20 protein-coding genes are annotated in these 22,419 nt (G+C 72.4%); 9 read left to right on the top strand and 11 right to left on the bottom strand.

From position 1 onward, the window contains the following. Positions 1-54 precede the first annotated feature (54 nt). The 3 genes from IE206_RS04770 to IE206_RS04760 all read left to right on the top strand — a co-directional run bounded on the left by IE206_RS04770 (position 55) and on the right by IE206_RS04760 (position 4,985). Entirely contained in the window at positions 55-681 is a 627-nt protein-coding gene (locus IE206_RS04770; RefSeq protein WP_189960602.1) for a YigZ family protein, read from the top strand. 123 nt (positions 682-804) lie between these two features. Beyond that, a complete protein-coding gene (locus IE206_RS04765; protein WP_189960601.1) occupies positions 805-1,959 on the top strand; it encodes an exonuclease SbcCD subunit D in 1,155 nt (384 codons plus the stop codon). Beyond that, the gene (locus tag IE206_RS04760) at positions 1,956-4,985 is read left to right on the top strand and encodes an AAA family ATPase (RefSeq protein WP_189960600.1); all 3,030 of its coding nucleotides are present in this window, start codon (positions 1,956-1,958) and stop codon (positions 4,983-4,985) included. Before IE206_RS04765 ends, IE206_RS04760 begins: the two co-directional genes overlap by 4 nt. Before the next feature lie 276 nt (positions 4,986-5,261). On the opposite strand, the gene IE206_RS04755 is transcribed toward IE206_RS04760, so the two are convergent. Then, positions 5,262-5,708, bottom strand: coding sequence for an Lrp/AsnC family transcriptional regulator (locus IE206_RS04755; protein WP_189960599.1), 447 nt, complete (start codon positions 5,706-5,708; stop codon positions 5,262-5,264). 95 nt (positions 5,709-5,803) lie between these two features. On the opposite strand from IE206_RS04755, the gene IE206_RS04750 reads away from it, so the two are divergent. Continuing rightward, complete coding sequence (locus IE206_RS04750) at positions 5,804-6,289, top strand: rhodanese-like domain-containing protein (protein WP_189960598.1); 486 nt, start codon at positions 5,804-5,806, stop codon at positions 6,287-6,289. Between the two features lie 58 nt (positions 6,290-6,347). Here the strand turns inward: IE206_RS04750 and IE206_RS04745 are convergent, their stop codons facing one another. The 3 genes from IE206_RS04745 to IE206_RS04735 all read right to left on the bottom strand — a co-directional run bounded on the left by IE206_RS04745 (position 6,348) and on the right by IE206_RS04735 (position 11,242). Continuing rightward, the gene (locus IE206_RS04745; RefSeq protein ID WP_189960596.1) at positions 6,348-8,024 is read right to left on the bottom strand and encodes a DUF885 domain-containing protein; all 1,677 of its coding nucleotides are present in this window, start codon (positions 8,022-8,024) and stop codon (positions 6,348-6,350) included. A gap of 83 nt (positions 8,025-8,107) precedes the next feature. After that, a complete protein-coding gene (locus IE206_RS04740; RefSeq protein WP_189960594.1) occupies positions 8,108-9,523 on the bottom strand; it encodes a GNAT family N-acetyltransferase in 1,416 nt (471 codons plus the stop codon). A 162-nt stretch (positions 9,524-9,685) separates the two neighbouring features. Continuing rightward, the gene (locus IE206_RS04735; RefSeq protein WP_189960592.1) at positions 9,686-11,242 is read right to left on the bottom strand and encodes an alkaline phosphatase D family protein; all 1,557 of its coding nucleotides are present in this window, start codon (positions 11,240-11,242) and stop codon (positions 9,686-9,688) included. Between the two features lie 202 nt (positions 11,243-11,444). Here IE206_RS04735 and IE206_RS04730 point away from each other — a divergent pair, with 202 nt between their 5' ends. After that, positions 11,445-11,843 carry a VOC family protein gene (locus IE206_RS04730; RefSeq protein WP_189960591.1) on the top strand — a complete coding sequence of 133 codons (399 nt, stop codon included), beginning with the start codon at positions 11,445-11,447 and terminating at the stop codon, positions 11,841-11,843. 46 nt (positions 11,844-11,889) lie between these two features. Here IE206_RS04730 and IE206_RS04725 read toward each other — a convergent pair whose 3' ends face one another. Beyond that, positions 11,890-12,762, bottom strand: coding sequence for an alpha/beta fold hydrolase (locus IE206_RS04725; protein WP_189960590.1), 873 nt, complete (start codon positions 12,760-12,762; stop codon positions 11,890-11,892). Between the two features lie 343 nt (positions 12,763-13,105). Here IE206_RS04725 and IE206_RS04720 point away from each other — a divergent pair, with 343 nt between their 5' ends. Further along, a complete protein-coding gene (locus IE206_RS04720) occupies positions 13,106-13,870 on the top strand; it encodes a GntR family transcriptional regulator (RefSeq protein ID WP_189960589.1) in 765 nt (254 codons plus the stop codon). Positions 13,871-13,921: 51 nt separating this feature from the next. Here the strand turns inward: IE206_RS04720 and IE206_RS04715 are convergent, their stop codons facing one another. The 3 genes from IE206_RS04715 to IE206_RS04705 form a co-directional block, all read right to left on the bottom strand. Continuing rightward, entirely contained in the window at positions 13,922-15,079 is a 1,158-nt protein-coding gene (locus tag IE206_RS04715) for an ROK family transcriptional regulator (protein ID WP_189960587.1), read from the bottom strand. Between the two features lie 88 nt (positions 15,080-15,167). Continuing rightward, on the bottom strand, positions 15,168-15,818 hold the full coding sequence (locus tag IE206_RS04710) for a response regulator (protein WP_189960585.1): 651 nt from the start codon (positions 15,816-15,818) through the stop codon (positions 15,168-15,170). A 106-nt stretch (positions 15,819-15,924) separates the two neighbouring features. Then, positions 15,925-17,100: a sensor histidine kinase gene (locus IE206_RS04705; protein WP_189960583.1), complete on the bottom strand. Its 1,176-nt coding sequence runs from the start codon at positions 17,098-17,100 to the stop codon at positions 15,925-15,927. Positions 17,101-17,207: 107 nt separating this feature from the next. Here IE206_RS04705 and IE206_RS04700 point away from each other — a divergent pair, with 107 nt between their 5' ends. From IE206_RS04700 to IE206_RS04690, 3 genes are all read left to right on the top strand, one after another. Continuing rightward, on the top strand, positions 17,208-18,140 hold the full coding sequence (locus IE206_RS04700; protein ID WP_189960582.1) for an ATP-binding cassette domain-containing protein: 933 nt from the start codon (positions 17,208-17,210) through the stop codon (positions 18,138-18,140). Between the two features lie 3 nt (positions 18,141-18,143). Next, the gene (locus IE206_RS04695; RefSeq protein WP_189960581.1) at positions 18,144-18,890 is read left to right on the top strand and encodes an ABC transporter permease; all 747 of its coding nucleotides are present in this window, start codon (positions 18,144-18,146) and stop codon (positions 18,888-18,890) included. Between the two features lie 66 nt (positions 18,891-18,956). After that, on the top strand, positions 18,957-19,391 hold the full coding sequence (locus tag IE206_RS04690; RefSeq protein WP_189960579.1) for a hypothetical protein: 435 nt from the start codon (positions 18,957-18,959) through the stop codon (positions 19,389-19,391). Positions 19,392-19,561: 170 nt separating this feature from the next. On the opposite strand, the gene mug is transcribed toward IE206_RS04690, so the two are convergent. The 3 genes from mug to def form a co-directional block, all read right to left on the bottom strand. Further along, a complete protein-coding gene (gene mug, locus IE206_RS04685; protein ID WP_189960807.1) occupies positions 19,562-20,107 on the bottom strand; it encodes a G/U mismatch-specific DNA glycosylase in 546 nt (181 codons plus the stop codon). Positions 20,108-20,120: 13 nt separating this feature from the next. Continuing rightward, positions 20,121-21,563: an adenylosuccinate lyase gene (purB, locus tag IE206_RS04680; protein ID WP_189960578.1), complete on the bottom strand. Its 1,443-nt coding sequence runs from the start codon at positions 21,561-21,563 to the stop codon at positions 20,121-20,123. Between the two features lie 142 nt (positions 21,564-21,705). Then, positions 21,706-22,353 carry a peptide deformylase gene (gene def, locus IE206_RS04675; RefSeq protein ID WP_189960577.1) on the bottom strand — a complete coding sequence of 216 codons (648 nt, stop codon included), beginning with the start codon at positions 22,351-22,353 and terminating at the stop codon, positions 21,706-21,708. Positions 22,354-22,419: the final 66 nt, after the last annotated feature.

The raw sequence follows: 22,419 nt of genomic DNA, 5'->3' as shown, positions 1-22,419 counted from the left end.
GCTGCCTGTTCCGCCCCGGTCGGCCGGGGCGGAACAGGCGCATAGGGTGGGCGGATGCAGGAGCAGTACCGCACCATCCCCCGCGAGGGCGTGCACGAGAGCGAGATCAACAGGTCGCGCTTCATCTGCGCGCTCGCGCCCGCCGCGACCGAACAGGAGGCGCAGGCCTTCGTCGCCCGCATCCGCAAGGAGCACCCGACCGCCAGTCACAACTGCTTCGCGTACGTCATCGGAGCCGATGCCTCCGTACAGAAGGCGAGCGACGACGGCGAACCCGGCGGCACCGCGGGCGTGCCCATGCTCCAGATGCTGACCCGGCGCGAGGTGCGGTACGTCGTGGCCGTGGTCACCCGCTACTACGGCGGGGTCAAGCTCGGCGCGGGCGGTCTGATCAGGGCGTACGGCGGTGTCGTCGGCGAAGCCCTGGACTCGCTCGGCACGATCGTGCGCCAGCGCTTCCGCCTCGCCAGTGTCACCGTCGACCACCAGCGCGCCGGCAAGCTGGAGAACGACCTCAGGGCGACCGGCCGCGCGGTGCGCGAGGTGCGGTACGCGGAGGCCGTGACCATCGAGATCGGGCTCCCCGAGGCCGACGTCGAGGGCTTCCGCGCCTGGCTGGCCGACGCCACCGCCGGCACCGCGACCCTTGAGCTGGGCGGAGAGGCGTACGGGGATGCGTGAGACCGGCGGCAGCGGCACGGGAGAGCCGGGGCGGGCGGAACGGGTACGCCTGAGGCGGGCGGAACGGGCGGATGTCCCGGTTACCGCCCGTGATGTCAGACCCCACCGTTACCCTCGGGGATCATGAGATTCCTGCACACCTCGGACTGGCACCTGGGCCGGTCCTTCCACCGGGTCGACCTGCTCGGCGCCCAAGCGGCGTTCGTCGACCACGTGGTGGCGACGGTGCGTGACCGGGGTGTGGACGCGGTGCTCGTGGCGGGGGACGTGTACGACAGGGCGGTGCCGCCGCTCGCCGCCGTCGACCTCTTCGACCGGGCCCTGCACAGCCTCGCCGGCCTCGGCGTGCCCACCGTGATGATCTCCGGGAACCACGACTCGGCGCGCAGGCTCGGCGTCGGGGCCGGGCTGATCGAGCGGGCCGGAATCCATCTGCGGACCGACCCGGCGGGCTGCGGTACGCCGGTCATGATCGGCGACGTGGCCTGCTACGGGCTGCCCTACCTGGAGCCCGCCCTGGTCAGGGACGAACTGGCCGCGCCCAAGGCCGGGCACGAGGCGGTGCTCGCCGCGGCCATGGAGCGCGTACGGGCCGACCTCGCGACCCGCCCCGAAGGCACCCGGTCCATCGTGCTCGCGCATGCCTTCGTGGCCGGGGGCGAGCCGAGCGACAGCGAGCGCGACATCACCGTAGGGGGAGTCGCCGCCGTGCCCGCCGGGGTCTTCGACGGCGTCGACTACGTCGCCCTCGGCCACCTCCACGGCAGCCAGGTGATCACCGACCGGGTCCGCTACTCGGGCTCGCCGCTCGCCTACTCCTTCTCGGAGGCCACCCACCGCAAGTCCATGTGGCTGGTGGACCTCGCCGCCGACGGAGCGATCACCGCCGAACGCGTCGACTGCCCGGTGCCCCGCCCCCTCGCCCGCATCCGGGGACACCTCGACGAACTCCTCGAAGACCCGGCGCTGACCCGCCACGAACAGGCATGGGTGGAGGCCACGTTGACCGACGCGCAGCGCCCCGCCGACGCCATGGCCAGGATCAGCACGCGCTTCCCGCACACGTTGAGCCTCGCCTTCGACCCCGAGCGGGGCGACGACGACCCGCACGCCTCGTACGCGCAGCGCCTCAGCGGCCGCAGCGACCAGCAGATCGCGGAGGACTTCGTGGCGCACGTACGCGGCGGCAGCGGCCCGGACGCCCGGGAACGCACCGTGCTGCAAGGAGCGTTCGACGCCGTACGCGTGGACGACGGCGTGCGCGAGGTGGCCCGGTGAGGCTGCACCGCATGCGCGTCACGGCCTTCGGCCCCTTCGCGGGCAGCCAGGAGGTCGACTTCGACGCGCTGTCCGCCGCGGGCCTGTTCCTGCTGCACGGACCGACCGGCGCGGGCAAGACCTCGGTGCTCGACGCGGTCTGCTTCGCCCTGTACGGAGCGGTCCCCGGCGCCCGCCAGAGCCCCGGCACCCCCCTGCGCAGCGACCACGCCGCGCCGGACGTCTTCACCGAGGTGCTGCTCGAACTGACCGTGGGCGGACGGCGGTTGGAGATCACCCGGCGCCCGCAGCAGGACCGGCCCAAGAAGCGTGGCAGCGGTTTCACCACCGAGAAGGCGCAGACCTGGCTGCGTGAGTACGACCCGGCCGGTCGCGCCTGGCAGGTGCTGAGCCGCTCGCACCAGGAGGTCGGCGAGGAGCTGGGCGGGCTCATCGGGATGAGCCGGGAGCAGTTCTGCCAGGTCGTGCTGTTGCCGCAGGGGGAGTTCGCCAAGTTCCTGAGGTCGGACGCGGAAGCGCGCGGACGCCTCCTCGGCAGGCTCTTCGACACGCGCCGGTTCGCCGCCGTGGAGGACCGTCTCGCCGAGCTGCGCAAGACTGCCGAGCGACAAGTCAAGGACGGCGACGAGCAGTTGCTCGCCATCGCCCAGCGCATGGCGCAGGCCGCGGGCGACAGCGCCGACGCGCGCGCGTGGCCGCTGCCCGACGCGCGGCCCGGCGACCCGGGCCTGGCCTCGGCCGTCCTGCAATGGGCGGCCGTCGCGCGCGGCGGTGCACACGAACGCCTCGACATCGCCTCGGCCGCCGTGTCCGCCGCCGAAAGCAGGCAGGCCGCCGCCCGCCGCATCGTCGAAGAGACCCGGCAGCTGGCCGCCCTCCAGGAGCGGTACGCGGAAGCGGCCCGCAGAGCCGAGGAGCTGGCGGCCCGCCGCCCCGAACAGGACGCACTGCGGGCCCGCCTGGACACGGCCCGCAAGGCGGAACTGGTCTCGCCCGCGCTCGAATGGCGGGAGCAGGCCCAGCGCGCGCACCGTACGGCCACCGCCGAGCGGGACCGCTCGCGCGCCCGGCTGCACCCGGATCTCGCCGACGCCGGAGCCGATCAACTCGCCGCCCTGGAGCGGAGGATGCGCCAGGACCTCGGCGCCCTGGAGTCCGCCCGCCGGGCCGAGCGCCGCAGTGCGGAGATCGACGACGAGCGCGCCCGCCTCGACCGGCAGGCCCGCGCCGACGAGGACGCCCTCACCGACGCCGCGGCATGGCTCGCGGGCTGGGAGGCCGCCCGGCTCGGCCACCAGAAGCGGATCGAGGCCGCCCACGAAGCCGCGACCCGCGCGGAACAGCTCGCGGGCCGGCTCGAACCGGCCCAGCGGCGGCTCGCGGCAGCCCGCGAACGCGATGCGCTACAGGCTCGCCTGACCGCGGCCGACCGGCGACATGTCGACACACGCGAGGCCGCCAACGCCGCGCACGAACACTGGCTCGCGCTGCGCGAGAAGCGGCTGCGCGGCATCGCGGCCGAACTCGCGGCGCGGCTGCGCGAGGGGGAGCCGTGCACGGTGTGCGGCTCGGCCGACCACCCCGCGCCCGCCCGCCCCGGCGCCGACCGGATCGACCGCGCGACGGAGGACGCCGCGCAGCAGGCATACCGGGACGCCGACCGGGCCCGCGCCGAAGCGGAGGCCACCCTGTCCTCCGTGCGGGAGGAGCTCGCCGGCGCGCGGGCCGAGGCGGGCGCGGCGAGCGTGACCGAACTGGCCGATGCGGCAGGGGAGTTGCAGCGTGCGCACAGCGCCGCGCGGGGCGCGGCGGCCGGGCTGCACGAGGCTCAGCTGGCGCTTGCCGCGGCGGAGGGAGAGTACGAGCGGCGCCTGAACGCCCAGCGCACGGCACAGCAGAACATGGCCGCCCGGACCGCGAGCCGCGAGGCCCTGGATCGCGAACAGGCCGCCCTGGAACGGGAGTTGAGCGAGGTCCGGGCGGGTTCGGCCAGCGTCGCCGAGCAGGCGGGGCTGCTCGAACACCGGGCGGCCATCCTCGCCGAGGCCGTGGAGGCGGTGCGCGCAGTCGAGGACAGCGCCGAGCGGCTCAAGGAGGCCGACGGACGGCTCTCGGAGGCGGCTTTCCGGGCCGGGTTCGACACCCCGGCCGCGGCATCGGCCGCCCTGATCGACGAGCGGGGCCAGCGAGACATCCAGCACCGGCTCGACGAATGGCAGCACCAGCGGGCCACGGTCGCCGCGCGCCTCGCGGAGCCGGAGACGGCCGCGGCCGGACTTGCCGCACCGGCCCGTACCGAGGAAGCCGAGGCCGGGTCGGCGGCGGCCGAACGGGCCCTGCGGGACGCGGCGTCGGCGCTCTCGGCGGCTCGGGCCCGCTGTGCGGAACTGCACGAGCTGAGCAGCCGGGCCACCGAGGAGACCCGCAGGATCGGCCCGCTGCGCGAGGAGTACGAGCGGGTCGCCCGCCTCGCGGGGCTGACCGCGGGCACCTCCGCCGACAACGAGCGCAAGATGCGCCTGGAGTCGTACGTGCTTGCCGCGCGCCTCGAACAGGTCGCGGCCGCGGCGACGGCCCGGCTTCGGCGGATGTCGGGCGGGCGGTACACGTTGGTCCACTCCGATGTGAGGGGCGGCCGGGGGCGGTCGGGCCTCGGGCTGCACGTGGTCGATGCCTGGACGGGCCGCGAGCGCGACACCGCGACGCTGTCGGGCGGCGAGACGTTCTTCGCCTCCCTCGCGCTGGCCCTGGGCCTGGCCGATGTCGTGACCGACGAGGCGGGTGGGGCGCGGCTCGACACCCTGTTCATCGACGAGGGCTTCGGCAGCCTGGACGACCAGACGCTGGACGAGGTGTTGGACGTCCTGGACTCGCTGCGCGAACGCGACCGCAGCGTGGGCATCGTCAGCCACGTGGGCGACTTGCGGCGGCGCATCCCGGCGCAGCTGGAGGTGGTGAAGGACCGCGCGGGGTCGTCGGTGCGGCTGCGCGGGGTGGCCGCTGGGGCTCCGCCCCAGACCCCGTAGGCCCCTCCCCACCCCTTCCCGAAAGCCTCCGGCGGACGTATGTCGGCTGCGGGCGGCGGGTGGTTGCTCGCGCAGTTCCCCGCGCCCCTGGCAGGGTTGACGCCGGTCGACATCTTCAGCCCGTCCGGCGTTCGAGGACGAGCGCCCTTGAGGCGCGGTACGGGGTCTGTGGCGGAGCCCCAGGGAACCTGGCCTCACCCCTGCCCCACCCCCGGCGGGTTTAGGGAAGGGGAGGGGTGGGGCCTCCCGGAGCCCCGGCGCACCCCCGCATCCCGATCAGCGGCCGATCGCCCGCCGCGGGAGCGGGGAGGAATACACCACGCTCGTCGTCACCGACCCCAACGCCCCGATCTTCCCCGAGATCTCCTCCAGGTGGCTCATCGACCGAGCCCCCACCTTGATCACAAAGCAGTCGTCCCCGGTCACATGGTGCGCCTCCATGATTTCCGGCGTCGCGTCCACCAGATCGTGGAACGGCTTGTAATGGCCGTTCGGATAGCGAAGCCGGACGAAGGCGAGGATCGGCCGGCCGAGGCGTTCCTGGTCGACGACCGCCGTGTAGCCCGCGATCACCCCGGCCTCTTCGAGGCGACGCACCCGCTCGGTGACGGCGCTCGCCGACATGGAGACGGTCCGGGCCAGCTCGGCGAACGTGGCCCGGCCTTCCTGCTGGAGGGCTTCCAGAATGCGCCAGTCGGTGGCGTCCGGGGAATACGCGGTCATGCAGCACAGACAACCGTGAAAATCCCGGCGGATCAAGAGATGTTCCGGGGATCGGACCTTCCTGGAGTTGATCACCGGGACATAGATTTTCAGCCATGACGACACAGCTCACCGCCCCCGCCAACCCCGTCCTGCGCGTGGCCCCGGCCGCCCCGGCAGACGCCGCCGCCTACTTCCGCGCCAGCCTGGTATTCCACGCCGACGTCTCCGACGTGGCCTCCGGACTCGCCGTCGACGGCGATCCCGGATTCGTGGTCCTGGACTCCCGCTCCACCGCGTCCTGGGATCAGGGCCATGTGCCCGGCGCCGTCCACCTGCCGACCGCGCTGATCGCCGAGCAGGCCGAACAGCTCCTGGACAAGTCCGTGCCGGTCGTCACGTACTGCTGGGGTCCCGGCTGCAACGGTGCCACCCGCGCGGCGCTGGCGCTCGCCGAACTCGGCTTCCAGGTCAAGGAGATGCTCGGCGGATTCGAGTACTGGGTCCGCGAGGGCTTCGAGTTCGAGACGTGGGAGGGCCGGGACAAGCGCGCCGCCGACCCGCTGACCGCGCCGGTCGACTCCGACGACTGCGGTTGCTGAACACCGTGGGCACCGAGGGGGCGGGGCGGCCCGGTCACCGGACCACCCCGCCGGTGCCTCAGAGCTTGGACAGCTCGTCGACCAGGTCGTCGAGGCCGAGCGAGCCCTGCGAGAGGGCTGCCATGTGCCAGGCCTTCGGGTCGAAGGCGTCGCCGTGGCGGGCCCGGGCGTTCTCCCGGCCCAGCAGCCAGGCGCGCTCGCCCAGCTTGTAGCCGATCGCCTGCCCCGGCATCGACAGGTAGCGGATCAGCTCGCTCTGGACGAAGTCCGCCGGACGGCTGCTGTGGCCGCCGAAGAACTCGTGCGCCAGCTCCGGCGTCCAGCGCTCGCCCGGATGGAACGGCGAGTCCGCCGGAATCTCCAGCTCCAGGTGCATGCCGATGTCGATGATCACCCGGCAGGCGCGCATCATCTGCGCGTCCAGGTAGCCGAGCCTGCGCTCGGGGTCGGTCAGGAAGCCCAGCTCGTCCATCAGGCGCTCCGCGTACAGCGCCCAGCCCTCGGCGTTGGCGCTGACGTGGCCGACGGTGGCCTGGTAGCGGGAGAGCTGGTCGGCGACGTGCACCCACTGCGCGATCTGCAGGTGGTGGCCCGGCACGCCCTCGTGGTACCAGGTCGACACCAGGTCGTACACCGGGAAGCGGGTCTCGCCCATGGTGGGGAGCCAGGTGCGGCCGGGCCGCGAGAAGTCCTCGGAGGGGCCCGTGTAGTAGGGGGCCGCGGCGCCGCCCGGCGGTGCGATGCGGGACTCCACCTTCCGTACCCGCTCGGCGAGTTCGAAGTGCGTGCCGTCCAGCGCTTCGATGGCCTCGTCCATCAGGGACTGCAGCCAGTCGCGGACCTCGTCGACGCCCTCGATGTGTGTTCCGTGCTCGTCGAGATGCGCGAGCGCCTCCCAGGGGCCGGCGCCCGGCAGGATCTTGGCGGCCTCGGTCTTCATCTCGCCGAGCAGCCTGTGGTACTCGGACCAGCCGTACGCGTACGCCTCGTCCAGGTCGAGCGCGGTGCCGTTGTAGTACTGCGACCAGCGCTGGTACCGCTCGCGGCCCACCGTGTCGGCGGATCCCTCGATGGCCGGCGCGTACACGTCGCGCAGCCAGTCGCGCAGCGCGGCGAGGGCTGCGGATGCCTCGCCGGCCGCCGAGTCGAGTTCGGCACGCAGGGCCTCCGGGCCGGGTGCGGCGAACTCCTCGAAGAAGCGGGTGTCGACCCACTCGCCGAGCTGGCCGATGACCGTGTCGGTGGCGCGCGGACCGCCGAACAGCTTGCGTTCCAGGCCGAGTTCGAGCGAGGCGCGGTAGCCCTCGATGGCGGCGGGCACCGCGCGAAGGCGGGAGGCCACGGCTCGCCAGTCCTCCTCGGTCTCGGTCGGCGTCATGGTGAACGCCATCCGGACGCTGTGGGCGGGCGAGTGCAGATTGCTGACCGTACGCAGGCCCTCGTCGGCTTCGTGGACGGCGAGTTCGGAGGTCAGCCGCTCCCGCAGCAGCCGGCCGCAGCGGCGCTCGGCGTCGCTGTCGGCGCCGGGCTGCCGCTCGGCCTCGTCGAGGCGGGCGAGCGTGGTGCGCGCCAGGTCGGCCACGGCCGACTGTCCTGCGGGGGAGAAGTCGGGCAGGAGGGCGTGGCTCGCCCTGACGCCCAGATAGCTCCCGGTGATCGGGTCGAGTTCGATGAGTGCGTCGACATAGGCGTCGGCGACCTGGCGGGGCAGCGCGCTGCTGGAAGTGACTGACATGCGGACATCCTCTCCAAGTGAGGGCTCCGCGTCACCACCAATCTTTCCGGAACGCCTGACCGGGTCGCCGGGAACCGGACTGCTCAGCGCTGTTCGAAGCCCCCGCGGCGGCCGGCCGAGCTCGTCGGGGCCGCCGTCTTGTCGAGGCGGGCGGTGACCACCAGGGTGCCCTCCTCGACTTGGTAGTCCAGGGGCAGCCCGAGCCCGCGCATGGCCGCGACCATGCCGGTGTTGGACGCCTGGGTGACGGCGTACACGCTGTCGCAGCGGGCCTCGACGGCGAGGTCGGCCAGGCGGCGCAGCAGTTCGGAGCCGATGCCGCGGCGCTGCCAGGAGTCCTCGACGAGCACGGCCACCTCGGTCTCGTCGCCGTCCCACAGGAGGTGGCCGAGCGCGACCAGGCGTCCGGAGGCGGTCTGCACGGCGAGGGTGCGGCCGTAGCGCGGGCTCAGCAGGTGCCCGAGGTAGCGGTCGGCGTCGGCGACGGGGCCGTGGTAGCGCAGGCCGAGGGTGCGGTCCGAGCACCGCTCGTGCATGGCCTTGGCGGCCTCGATGTCGCTCTGGTCGGCCCGCCGCACCGTGATCTCGTTGCCCTCGGGCAGCGTCAGGACGTCCTCGCTGCGCGGCACGCGCGGACCGAGCCGGGCGTCCAGCTCCACGAGCGCCCGGGCGCGGGCGAACTCGGTCGGGGTGAACGGGAGATGGGGCCGATCGATGGTGATCGTCCCGCCGTTCGGGTCGCGCAGCCGCATGGTCGTCGACTCCAGTACGCCCTCGACCGGGGCCGTCTCGCCGGTGGGGCGGCCGGTCAGCGAGACCGCGGGCAGCGAGTGGATGGTGCAGCGGCCGAGCAACTGGCGCAGTGCGAGCGGGAGTTCGGCGGCGTCGAGCGCGGTGCGGGTGGCGAGGCCGAGGACGCGGGTCGGCGCGTCCACGAGGTCGTGGGCGTCGGCCCGCTCGGTCCAGGTGTCGTGGCCGCCCGCCACGGAGACCGCCCGGGCCAGTTCGGCGCCCGACAGCTCGGCGGGCATACGCAGCAGGAACTCGTCCACCGTGCCGTCCGCGAGCGGGTGCGTCTGGAGCGTGAGGATGTCCACGCGGTGCCCGGCGAGCGCGGTGCACAGCGCGGCGAGGCTGCCGGGCTCGTCCCGTACGGTCGTCCGCATCCGCCAGAGCGCCGTCTCGCGGCGCGCGCGGTCGCTCCCCGAGTCGCCGTCGGTCGCCGGGCCGTCGGTATCGCCCGCATCGCCGGTGTCCGGGAGCGGCGGCGCATGGCTGTGGCGGTGTGCCCACCAGGTGTGGAACGCCGCCGTCGCGATCAGTGCCACGGCCGAGGCGACCAGCAGGAACGGTCCGTCGGGGCCGTGCGCGACCAGGTTCGAGAGTCCGTCGGCGACGGCCACGGCCGTGAACAGTGCGGCGAGTTCGACGAGGTCCCGCCGCCAGTGGTGACGGCGGCGGGCCTGCTTGTGGGACAGCTGTCCTTGCATATCAGTCATGGCATCACTGTGGCTCAGCGTTGTTGCGTGATCACGAACGCTTTGTGACTGACGGGTTAAGTGTGCTTCTGATGCTCTTTTGGCTGTTTTCTGCCGGGTGTGGCCTGGAGTGTTCGTCTCTGCGTCCCGGCCTGCCCGGCCTCCCCGTCATGGGGGTTCGGATCACTGGCCCACGAGCCCGGGCCGCAGCACCTGGGCGAAGAGTACCGAACCGCCCTGCGCCCGCAGCCGTACGGTCAGCTCGCCGGAGCCGCCGTCGATCTCGATCTCGCCGAAGTTCGGCGGGGCCTCCATGGGAGAGGCGTTGGCCGTGGTGGGGGCCTGCACGAAGACCTGCCGGGGGCCGAAGGTGCCGTCCACCTTGTCCGGCGGGAAGCCGCCCGCGGCGAGCGGCCCGGACACGAACTCCCAGAACGGGGCGAAGTCCTTGAACGCGGCCCGCGACGGGTCGTAGTGCTCGGCGGCCGTGTAGTGCACGTCCGCGGTGAGCCACAGCGTGCCGGTGATCCGCTGGTGCTTGATGAACCGCAGCAGCTCGGCGATCTGCAGCTCGCGCCCGAGCGGCGCGCCGGGGTCGCCCTGGGACACCGCCTCGAAGTCGGTCGCCCCGTCCACGACGACGAGGCTGAGCGGCATGTCCGCGGCGATGACCTTCCACACCGCCCGCGACCTCGCCAACTCCCGCTTCAGCCAATGGAGTTGCTCCGCGCCGAGGATGCCGACCCGGTCGTCCGGCTGCCGGCCGGGCGAGTTGGCGTCGCGGTACGTCCGCATGTCGAGCACGAACACATCGAGGAGCGGTCCGTGCCGCAGCACGCGCTGCACCCGCCCCGCCCGCTCGCCGGTCCCCAGCGTGGAGATCGGGAAGTACTCGCTGAACGCCCGCCGCGAACGGGCCGCGAGTACATCGAGGTTCTTCTCCGTGTAGCGCGCGTCGTCCAGGATCTGCCCCGGGTACCAGTTGTTGCGTACCTCATGGTCGTCCCACTGCACGATGGACGGCACCTGGGCGTTGAACGCGCGGACGTTCTCGTCGAGCAGGTTGTAGCGGAAGTTGCCCCGGTACTCGGCGAGAGTCTCGGCGACCTTGGACTTCTCCTCGGTGGTGATGTTGCGCCAGACCCGGCCGTCGGGCAGCGTCACGCTCGGCAGGATCACGTTGTCGGCGTAGATGTTGTCGCCGCTGCACAGGAAGAAGTCCGGGTCCAGGCGTCGCATTTCGTCGTACACGCGGTAGCCGCCGATGTCCGGGTTGATGCCCCAGCCCTGCCCCGCGATGTCCCCGGACCACAGGAACCGCACGTCGTCGCGCCGGCTGTCGGGCGCGGTGCGGAAGGTGCCGCACACCGGCTGCCCGGTGCGCCGCGGGTCGTCGGGGTCGGCCAGGGTGACCCGGTAGTGGATCTGCTCGCCGGCCGGGAGCCCGCGCAGAGGCGTCGTACCGGTGAAGTCCGTACCAGGCCCGAGCAGCGGCCCCTGCCATCTGCGGGCGCGCCGGAAGGACTCCGTCGCGGACGTCTCCACGACCATCCGGGCCGGGCGGTCGGAGCGCGCCCAGATGAGCCCGGACGAGGCGGTGATGTCGCCGGCCTGCACACCCCAGGATGCGCTCGGCCGGCCGGAGCGGGCGAACGCGGGCGCCGCGGCGAGCCCGGTCGGCAGGGCGAGACCCGCCGACGCGGCGAGCGAACCCTTCAGTACGGTACGGCGGTTGGGCATCGGTGTCGCCTCCTGGGGAGGTTGGTCGCTGGGTGCCCTGCCATGCCTACTGCCCGGCCGCGGCGCGGGCGCGAACTCCGGGTGAACAACCGTCCTAGGTCGAGCGGACCGGGACCAGGGAACGATCGACTCGTCGATCTTCGTTGAGTAGGTTGCGTGTACGGGACGCCGACGAGGCGGACCAGGGAAAGAGGAGCACTGCATGCCTATCGGCGGCCGTTCACACATCCGTATCGCCAGGCCGTCCCTCGACCTCGCGGCGGCCGAGCTCTTCTGGGTCGACGGGCTGGGCCTGAAGGTCGTCTACCGGGCCGAGGCGGACGGGCACGACCTCCTGATGCTCGGGTGGCCGGACGCCGACTGGCACTTGGAGCTGGTCCGCGAGGCGGGCCACCCGGTCGAACCCAGGCCCACCGAGGAGGACCTCCTCGTCATCTATCTCGACGAGGAAGTGCCTCAGGACCTGGTCGGCCGTCTGGTGGAGCACGGCGGCACACGCGTCCAGTCGCCGAACCCGTACTGGAACGATTGGGGTGTGACCGTCGCCGACCCGGACGGGTACCGCCTCGTGCTCTGCAAGCGCGGCTGGTCCAACGCCTGACGGCTTCGCCCAGCAGGCGACCCTGAGGCCTTGAATCGGCCTGGAATCAGGCGAGTTGGGTCTCCGGGCGGGACGGAACCTCGCCGACGGGGCGGCTGCCGTCCAGGATGACCCGGGTGACCAGGGCCGGGTCGTCGTTCATGGGGACGTGGCCGCAGCCGGGCAGCCGCACGAGCCGGGCGCCCGGAATGGCGTGCTTGGCGCGGACGCCCTGGCGGCGCAGGAGCAGCCGGTCCCCGCTGCCCCAGGCGACGGTCACGGGCACCCCGGGCACGTCGTCGGTGAACAGGACGTCCTGTCCGGCGGCCAAGGTCTGCCCGAAGCCGGGCGCGGTGCGCAGCGCCAGCGTCTCGGCGACGACGGCCTCCGGTGAACGGCGGCCGGGCCGGGCGTAAATGGTGCTGGTCAGCGCGGTGCGTCCGGCGCCTGTGCGGGACATCCGCTCGATGACCGGGACCGGCAGCGCCTTCGCCACCCGCCGCATCATCCGCAGCACATTGAACGCGTACTGCCGCTCGGACGGCGTCCAGAAGCCCGCCGGGGAGAGCGCCGTCACGGACCGTACGAGCTTCTCGCGCCCCAGCTCCAGGGCGAGCAGGCCGCCCAGGGAATTCCCCGCGACGTGCGGCCGCTCGATGCCGAGGGCCTCGCACAGCGCGCCGAGGATCGGGACGACGGTGGAGAGGTCGTAGGCGGTGCCCTCCGGCAGCGCGGGTGAGGTGCCGAAGCCCGGCAGGTCGATCGCGATCACGTCGCGGTCGGCGGCGAGCAGTTCGAAGACCGGATCCCAGGCCTGCAGGTGGTGGCCTATCCCGTGGAGCAGCAGAAGCGGTTCGCCCGTGCCCTCGCGCCGGTAGGTGACCGAGGTGGAGCGGCTCCCCAGGGGAGTGTCGATCGTGAACGAGACCTCTGCGGTCATGGGGCTGCTCCCTGTCCTGGGATCCACGCTTAGACGTCCTGTCAGCAACAACTACCGCTCGGTAGCTTCGAGTTCAAGAGGCATATCGGACATCTCGGCGGCCCGGCGACTTTTCCCGGAGCCCGGCCGTCGCCTCGGAGGCCCTTGTGCGGTGCTGCCGTCACCGGGGCACGAACGTCGTGTGAACGCTCTGCGGCAACCCTCGTGCGCGCTCCGTAACGGAACGAGGATTGGTCTTGACCAAGGGGGTGGGCCGCCCTATGGTCGCAGAGTTAGTGCAGGAACCTTTAATAAACAAGGGCACGGAAAGCCGCCGCGGACACGGCGATTGCGGAGGATCAGGGTGGGGACCACGCAGCTGGAATCGGTGCCGGAGCCGAAGTACTGGCACCTCAGGACGGTACTCAGCGAGGCGCTCGACTCGGACTTCGCGGTGGGCGAGATCCTGCCCAACGAGCGTGATCTCGCGGCTCGGTTCGGCGTCGCGCGCGCCACGCTCCGCCAGGCACTGGAACAGCTCGAACTGGAAGGCCGGCTCCAGCGCCGCCGTGGCGTCGGCACCACCGTCGCCCCGCCGCGTACGGCCGTCTCGGTCTCCACCGCCCAGCACGACTGGCCCGGTGCGCCCGGCGACGCCTGGCAGACCGCGGACGCCACGGCCGCCGTGCCGCCCACCGCGGTCGCCCGCCTCTTCGACGCCGCGACCGGCGAGGAGATGCACACCGTCCGCCGGACCCGGGTCGCTCACGGCCAGGCCGTCGCCGCCGAGCTCCTCTACGTTCCGGTCGGGTCCGTGCCCGAGCTCTCCGCGATCGACGTGCCCTCGGGGCCAGCCCGCGGCCGCGCCGTCCTGCGCGAACTTCAGCGCCTGGAACTCGAAGGCCAGGAACGCGCCGTCGAACTCGGCTCGGCGCGCGCCGACGACGCCAAGGAACTCGACCGGCTGCCCGGCGCCCCCGTCCTCGTCGTGACCACCCGGTACTTCGCCGGGGGCCGCACCGCTGCCGTCTCCGTCGCCACCTACCGCGCGGACACCTGCCGCCTCACCTTCGGCGACTCGGTCGACGTGGAGATCAACCACCCCGGTCAGCAGCGCCAGGCCTCCTGACCCGGTCCGGCGCGGGGCACCTCGTGGACGGTCACCCGGACCTGGAGGGCCTCAGCGCCGCGCCGTCACCGTTCCCTCGACGGCGAACAGCTCTTCTTCCACGTGGTCGAGGGCGAGCCGCAGCGCGCCGGTCGCCACCACCGCCTCGCCCAGCATCGAGAGCACCACCCGGGGCGGCCGCAGACAATAACGCGCCAACTCCCTGCGCAGCGGCTCCAGTACGCCGTCGATGCCGGCCGCCCAGCCGCCGACGACGACCAGTTCCGGATCGAGGGCGAGCACCAGCGCGGCCACATCGTGCACCAGGCGCTGAAGGAACCGCTCCACCGCGGCCTGGGCCCGCGCATCGCCCTGCCGGGCCAGTGCGAACACATCGGCGACGGCCTGTTCGTCCAGCGGGTGCAGTGGCTCGTCCGTCGTCGAGAGCAGCTTCTCGGGGGTGACATCGCGGCCGAGCAGATGCAGCGCGCCGATCTCGCCCGCCGCGCCCCCGAACCCCCGGTGCAGCCGGCCGCCGATCAGCGAACCCGCCCCCGGGCTCAGACCGGCCATGACGAAGACGATGTCGTCCGAGTCGGCCGCCGCACCCTTCCAGTGCTCCGCGACGGCCGCTGCGTTGGCGTCGTTCTCGACCAGTACGGGACAGCGGAAGGAACGCCGCAGCCGCTCGCCCAGCGCCAGGCCCGTCCACTCGGGCAGCGCGGTGCCGAGCCGCACGGTGCCGTCGGCCTCGACGATGCCCGGGCTGCCGACGCCGACCGCACGCAGCGAACTGCGCGCCACACCGGCCCGGCGCAGCACGTCGGCGACGGTCATCCGGACCCGTTCGAGGCGCTCGTCGGCCGAGGCCGTCTCGGGGACCTCACGGGAACCCGCGCCGAAGATCCGGCCGTCCAGACCGGACAGCAGCGCGGCCACCCGGTGCGGGCCGATCTCTATGCCGAGCAGATGCCCCGCCTCGGCCCGGAACCGGAACCGCCGCGCGGGCCGGCCCTGACGCCGGGCCTCGCCCTCCTCGGGCGCCGACTCGACGACGAGCCCGGCCTCCATCAGGCCGTCGACCACGCCCTCGACCGTCGGCCGGGACAAACCCGTGATCCGGGTCAGATCGGTCAGCGTGGGAGATTCCGCACCCCTGAGGGCATGCAGCACCACCGCGGAATTGATCCTCCGCAGCAGAGAGGGGTCCCCGCCGGTCAGCCGCCCCAACGTGTGTCCTCCCAGCTCGTGCGCGTGTCTGCCGGATCGTACTCGCTGGTCAGGTGTACGGCGAGCGGCGGCCGGTAACGGAGGCGCATCAGCCCGGGGCCACGAAACCGGACTCGTACGCGGCGATGACCGCCTGCGTGCGGTCCCGGGCGCCCAACTTCGCCAGCACCGCGCTGACATGCGTCTTCACCGTCTCCGAGCCCACGATGAGCTTGGCGGCGATCTCCGCATTGGAAAGTCCTCGCGCCATCAGGCGCAGCACCGCGGCCTCCCGGTCGGTGAGGCCCGCCTCGGCGAGCGCCGTGCGTGCGGCGCCGTTGCCGTACTCGGCGGCGAGCGCACGCACCGCCGCCGGGAACAGCAGCGAGTCGCCCTCCGCCACCAGCCGGACCGCGTTGACGATCTCGGCCGGTCGGGCCCGCTTCAGCAGGAAGCCGTCGGCCCCGGCCCGCAGCGCCTCGTACACGTACTCATCGTTCTCGAAGGTCGTCACGACCAGGATCTTCGGCGGGTCCTCGACCGTACGCAGCACTGCCCGCGTCGCCTCTATGCCGTCCAGGAGCGGCATCCGCACATCCATCGCGACCACGTCCGGCCGCAGCTGCCGCACCAGCGGGATCACAGCCGCGCCGTCGGCGGCCTCGCCCACCACCTCGATGTCGGGCTGCGCTTCGAGCACGGCCCGCAAGCCCGCGCGGACCAGGGGTTCGTCGTCGACCAGAAGTACGGTTACCGGCATCCGGCCAGCCTAGCCGCAGGCCGGAGAGGGCCCGGGGGCCTGTGGACAACGCCGGACCGGATGCCGGGCCGTCGCGGCCGGTGCCGGGCTCCGCCGCAGCGCGGTGTCAGATCAGTGTGTCCAGCGGCAGCCGCACCCGCACCCGCCACTCGCCTTCATGCGGCCCCGTCTCCGCCTCCCCTCCGAGCAGCGCGGCTCGCTCGCGCATCCCGCGCAGACCGCTGCCTCCCTTTCCGCCGGGCGCCGCTCCCGTCAGCGGATTGGTCACATCCATCTCAAGTCGCCTGCCCAGCACGGCCATTCGGATCCGCACGGGTACGGGCCCCGAGTGCCGCAGCACATTGGTGAGTGCCTCCTGCAGGATGCGGTACCCCTCCCGCGACACCGGCCCGGGCACCTGCTCCAGCGGGCCGGAGAACTCCGCGTCGACCGCGGCGCCCGAGCCGCGGGCCGACTCTATGAGCCGGTCGGCCTCCAGGAGCGTGGGGCGCTGACTGGCCGGCAGGCCCGTCTCGCGCAGGACGAGCAGCACCCGCTCCAGGTCCTCAAGGGCGGCCCGGCCGGTCTCTTCGATCGCCGCCAGGGCGCGGTCGGTGAAGGCGGGATCCCCGGCCGCGCGGGCCGCGCCCGCCTGCACCACGGCGACGGTCAGCGCGTGGCCGATGGAGTCGTGGATCTCGCGGGCCATGCGGTTGCGCTCGAGGAGCAGCTCGGTCCGCGCTTCGAGTGCGGTGAGCCGCTCCGTGGCCGAGGGCCCGAGCAGCCTGCGGGCGATGAAGGTGATCAGGTTCCCGCCCGCCACCAGACAGGCCAGCATGACGATGAACGGCACCAGGGCGAGCGGCACGAGCCAGCCGTGGGGCGGCAGCCAGGGCGCCATCCATCCGAAGACCAACGGCGGCCTGCCGAACCCCCGTGCGGCCAGGTCCACGGACAACGCGGGAAGCCAGACGGTGCCCGCGATCGCCACGCCGGACAGCATCAGCCGCGCCTCCAGCCAGAGCACGGTGCGCCAGCGGTCGCGCCATGTGGCCGACGGCGCGGCCGCGATCGAGGCGTCGGGCCTGCCGCGCTCGCCGGGAGTGAGAAGGAGCTGTGCCTGAATGCCCTCTTCGAGACGCACCGCCGGTATCAGCCCGAGCGGCACGACGAGCAGCCCGAGGACCCACACCCGGTCCATGTCGATGAAGAGCCAGATCGCCACGAACGCGATCGGGATCAGCAGATGCAGCCAGCGTGTGTAGGTGACCGGGCGGGCCAGCGGGCGAAGTGAGCGGTGCATTCGCCCATCGTCCCAGCGCGGTGATCGATCCGGCTCCCCCGTGCGGGGGAGAAGCTCCCCTCTGCCGGGGGAGGCGGCTGACCTGCGTGGACGGCGACGCTTGGGGCATGACAAGGATCGACGTCCAAGAGCTCCGCAAGGAGTACGGCACCACGCGAGCCGTGGACCGGCTCACCTTCGCGGTCGAGCCCGGCCGGGTGACCGGCTTCCTCGGCCCCAACGGCGCGGGCAAGTCCACCACCCTGCGCATTCTCCTCGGCCTCGACCGGCCGACGTCCGGCACCGCACTGATCGGCGGCCGCCGGTACGCGGACCTGACGGAGCCGTTGCGCGAAGTGGGCGCCCTGCTCGACGCACAGGCCGCGCACGGCTCCCGCACGGCCCGCAGCCATCTGCTGGCCCTCGCGGCGAGCAACCGCATACCGGTGCGGCGCGTGGCGGAGGTTCTGGAGGAAGCCGGGCTCGCGGGGGTCGCGGGCCGCCGGATCAGGACGTTCTCGCTCGGGATGCGGCAGCGGCTCGGGATCGCGGCCGCCCTGCTCGGCAACCCGGCGGTGGTGATCCTGGACGAGCCGTCCAACGGTCTGGACCCCGAAGGGATCATCTGGACAAGGGAGTTGATGCGCAGCCTCGCGCGGGAGGGGAGGACGGTGCTCGTCTCCAGCCACCTGATGAACGAGACCGCCTCGTTCGCCGACCACCTGGTCGTCCTCGGCCGCGGCCGGCTCCTCGCCGACACCCCGATGCAGGACTTCATCGACTCCCGGATCCGGCCCAGGGTCCGGCTGCGCACCACCGAAGGCGCCCGGCTGCGGACCCTCCTGCTCGGCAAGGGCTTCGACCCGGTCCAGGAAGAGGGCGGACGCTGGACGGTGGAGGGCGCACGCGTCGACGACATCGGCCCGATCGCAGCCCGCGAGGGCATCCCCATTCTCGAACTCGCCAATGAGGAAGGAACGTTGGAGCAGGCCTACCTCGATCTGACCGCCGACCAGGCGGAGTACGCATCCTCCCGCCCGCCCCAGACCCAGGAGGCCTAGGCCATGTCGTTCCCCGCGGCACTCCACACCGAGTGGATCAAGGTCCGTTCACTGCGCTCCCTGGTGGGCTCCCTGCTGACCGTCCCCGTGGCGACGGCGGGCCTCTCCCTTCTCGTCTGCGCCGCGCTCGGACGCCCGGAGCCCGGCAGCACGGACTTCGACCCCGTGCTGTTCTCCTACTACGGGCTGAATTTCGGGCAGTTGGCGGCGATCATTTTCGGTGCCATAGCCATGGGGGGTGAATACAAGAACGAAGGGATCCGGATATCCCTGGCTGCCGTGCCCAACAGAACGCTGTTCTACGGCGCCAAGCTCGCGGTGATCGGCGGAAGTGTCCTCGCGGTCGGCCTGGTGGCCAGCCTGATCAGCTTTCTCGGCGGCCAGGCGCTGATGGACCGGGGCTTCGGCATAGGCATCGCGGACCCGGGCGCGCTGCGCGCGGTCGTCGGCTGCGCCCTCTACCTGGTCCTGGTCAGCCTGCTCTCGGCAGGAGCCGCCGCCCTTCTGCGCAGTGTCACCGGCGCGCTGAGCGTGCTCGTGCCCCTGTTCCTGGTCCTCCCGTTCGTGGTGGGAGACGTGTCGCAGGGCGGCGGCGCCGCCGACTTCCTGCCGGACCGGGCGGGTCGGCAGATCCTGCTCCAGGCGCCGCCCGGGACGCTCGGGCCGTGGAGCGGGATGGCCGTCCTGGCGGCCTGGACGGTGCTCGCGACAGCCGTCGGCTGGTGGGCGCTGCGGCGCCGCGACGCCTGACCGGATGGCAGCCGTCCGGCGGCTGACGGCACGCCAATTGTCAGTGCCGGGCGGTTTACTGACGACATGACCACCGCTCTGTATCTCCAGCACATCGACCGGCTGCGCTCCCGGGAATTCCCCGCCGAGCGCAGCCGAAGCGGCGCGGAAGTGAGCGGCCCGGGATATCACTCCGCATGCCTGAGCGCCGACGAGGAGGAATGGGAGGACCTGACGGAACGCCTGGAAAAACGCGCCCAATGCGTCGCCGACCACGACGCCCTGGTGGCCGAGCTCACCCGACGCTGGGAGGAACCGCAGTGGATCAGCCTCTGGAGCGCCCAGGCCCGGCTGGTCGCGGGCGAGGCGATACCGGAGCCATGGGCGGAGTTCGCCGTCGGCTTCGACTTCCTGAACCTGTGGCGGATCGAGGGCAGATGGATAGCCGTGGGCCTCGACCTGGAGGCGGAGGGCCCGGGCTGGGACCTGAGCGTGACGGTGACGGAGGTGGATCCGCCCTAGGGCCTGTCCGATGGGTCTGGGCGCCTGCGCCCCGCGATGCGCCTGCCTCGCCGGTGCGCCTGCCCTTTCAGGAACGCCCCCTTTGCGGGCGTGGCCAGCCCCCAACGGGCGCGGAGCCGCGACCAGCCAGGGATGCCCCGCACGCGAAGAGCCGTACCGCAGCGAGGGGGCTAGCCGAGGCGCCCCTCCGCAGCCACGCGCAACCGTCCGTACTCCTCGGCCATCGTCTGCGCGGTCCAGTGCGCGTTCAGCCCGCTGGGATTGGGCAGTGCCCACACCCGGGTCGTGCCGATCGTGTGGTCCTGCGGACCGATTTGGGCCCGGCGGTCACCGAAAGCCGTGCGGTACGCGGTGACGCCCACAACCGCCAGCCAGTTGGGTCGGAGCCGTTCGACCTTCGCCGCCAGCAGGCGTCCGCCCTCGCAGAACTCCTCGGCGTCGAGTTCGTCGGCCCGCGCGGTGGCCCGGGCCACCACATTGGTGATGCCGAGACCGTACGAGAGGAGCTCGCCCTGCTCGGAGGGCTTCAACTGCCGGGGGGTGAAGCCGGACAGGTGCAGCACCGGCCAGAAGCGGTTGCCCGGGCGGGCGAAGTGGTGGCCGGTGGCGCCCGACATCAGGCTCGGGTTGATGCCGCAGAACAGCACGGACAGACCGCCCGCGATCACGTCGGGGATGACGGTGTCGCGGGCGGCCTGGAGTTCCTCGGGGCTCAGCACGGGTGCGGGATCAGAGGATCGAGCCCGGGGTGTAACCGGCGGCCGCGGGGTGCTGCTTGACGATCTCCTCGATGCGGGACACCACGGCGGTGACCTGGTCACCGGCCGCGCCGGTGAAGGACAGCTTGTCGGCCATCAGGTCGTCGAGCTGGGCGCGGTCGAGCGGCATGCGCTCGTCGGCGGCCAGCTTGTCGAGAAGCTCGTTGCGCTCGGCACCCTGCTCGCGCATCGCGAGGGCGGAGGCGACGGCGTGCTCCTTGATGACCTCGTGCGCGGCCTCGCGTCCCACCCCGGCACGGACGGCGGCCATCAGGACCTTCGTCGTGGCCAGGAACGGCAGGTAGCGGTCCAGCTCACGGGCGACCACGGCGGGGAACGCGCCGAACTCGTCGAGCACCGTGAGGAAGGTTTCGAGCAGACCGTCGAAGGCGAAGAACGCGTCGGGCAGCGCGACCCGGCGGACCACCGAGCAGGAGACGTCGCCCTCGTTCCACTGGTCGCCCGCCAGCTCGCCCGTCATCGAGGCGTAGCCCCGCAGGATGACCATCAGGCCGTTCACGCGCTCGCAGGAGCGGGTGTTCATCTTGTGCGGCATCGCGGACGAGCCGACCTGGCCGGGCTTGAAGCCCTCGGTGACCAGCTCGTGCCCGGCCATCAGACGGATCGTCTTGGCGACCGAGGACGGCGCGGCGGCCAGCTGCACCAGCGCGGTCACCACGTCGTAGTCGAGGGAGCGCGGGTATACCTGGCCGACCGAGGTGAAGGCGTGCGCGAAGCCGAGGTGGCCCGCGATGCGCTGCTCCAGGTCGGCCAGCTTCGAGGCGTCGCCGCCGAGCAGGTCCAGCATGTCCTGGGCGGTGCCGACCGGGCCCTTGATACCGCGCAGCGGGTAGCGGGCGAGCAGGTCATCGAGGCGGCCGTACGCCACGAGCAGCTCGTCGGCCGCGGTCGCGAAACGCTTGCCCAGGGTCGTGGCCTGCGCGGCCACGTTGTGCGAGCGCCCGGCCATGACCAGCTCGGCGTACTCGCCGGACAGCCTGCCGAGGCGTGCGAGGACCGCCACCGTGCGGTCCCGCATCAGTTCGAGCGAGAGCCGGATCTGGAGCTGCTCGACGTTCTCGGTGAGGTCGCGCGAGGTCATGCCCTTGTGGACCTGCTCGTGGCCGGCCAGCGCGTTGAATTCCTCGATGCGGGCCTTCACATCGTGCCGGGTGACCTTCTCGCGCTCGGCGATGGAGGCGAGGTCGACCTGGTCGATGACGCGCTCGTAGTCGGCGAGTGCGGCCTCGGGCACCTCGATCCCCAGGTCCTTCTGGGCACGCAGCACGGCGAGCCACAGCTGGCGCTCCAGCTTGACCTTCTGCTCGGGGGACCAGAGGACGGCGAGCTCCGCGGAGGCGTAGCGGCCGGCCAGAACGTTCGGGATGCGAGGCTTCGCAGACACAGCAGTCACGTGTCGAGATTCTACTGGCGATTTCTGCAGGCCAGCGCCCCACCCCGGTTTGTGCCTTGCTACGAGACGATGCCTCGCTGCCGAGGGAGGGGGCGCCGCTCACACAGCGGAACGGGAGGTGGGCTCGCGGTGACGGCCGCTCTCACGCCTCCTGGGTGTCACCCAGCTCGAACCCGAGGGCCTCGGCCGCCGCGGCCGGGGTCGGCTGGGCCCAGCGGCCGGCCATCGCCTCCCGGGAGGACAGCGAGCGCAGCTCCGCGCGGTCCAGGTACAGCGTGCCGTCGAGGTGGTCGCTCTCGTGCTGGACGATGCGGGCGGGCCAGCCGGTGAACACCTCGTCCACCGCGCGGCCGCGCTCGTCGAGCGCACGCAGGCGTACGTTCGCGTGCCGGGTCACGACCGCGCCCCAGCCCGGCACGCTCAGGCAGCCCTCGAAGAACGCGGCCCGGCCCGGCCCGACGGGCTCGTACGACGGGTTGATCAGGACCCGGAACGGCTGCGGGACGCGGCCGCGGGCCTGCCTGATCTCCTCGGAGACCTCCGCCGCGTCCTCGATGACCGCGAGCCGCAGCGGCAGGCCCACCTGGGGTGCCGCGAGGCCGACGCCCGGGGCCGCGAGCATCGTCTCGCGCATCGCCTCGATCAGCCGGTCGAGGCGCTTGCGGTCCAGGCGGTCGTCCACCGGCTCGGCGGGCCGACGCAGCACGGGGTCGCCGGCGGCGACGATCGGCAAGGGGCCGGAGCCGGCGAGCAATTGGTCGACGAGGTCGATGAGCGCGGGGGACGACATGCTCACAGGATGCCAAGAACGATCACTGGACGCGCACTCGGGATCATGTCCACCTTGTGAACAATC

The organism is Streptomyces violascens, from assembly GCF_014649955.1.
GTDB lineage: Bacteria > Actinomycetota > Actinomycetes > Streptomycetales > Streptomycetaceae > Streptomyces > Streptomyces violascens.
This window is presented reverse-complemented; position numbering and strand designations above follow the sequence as displayed.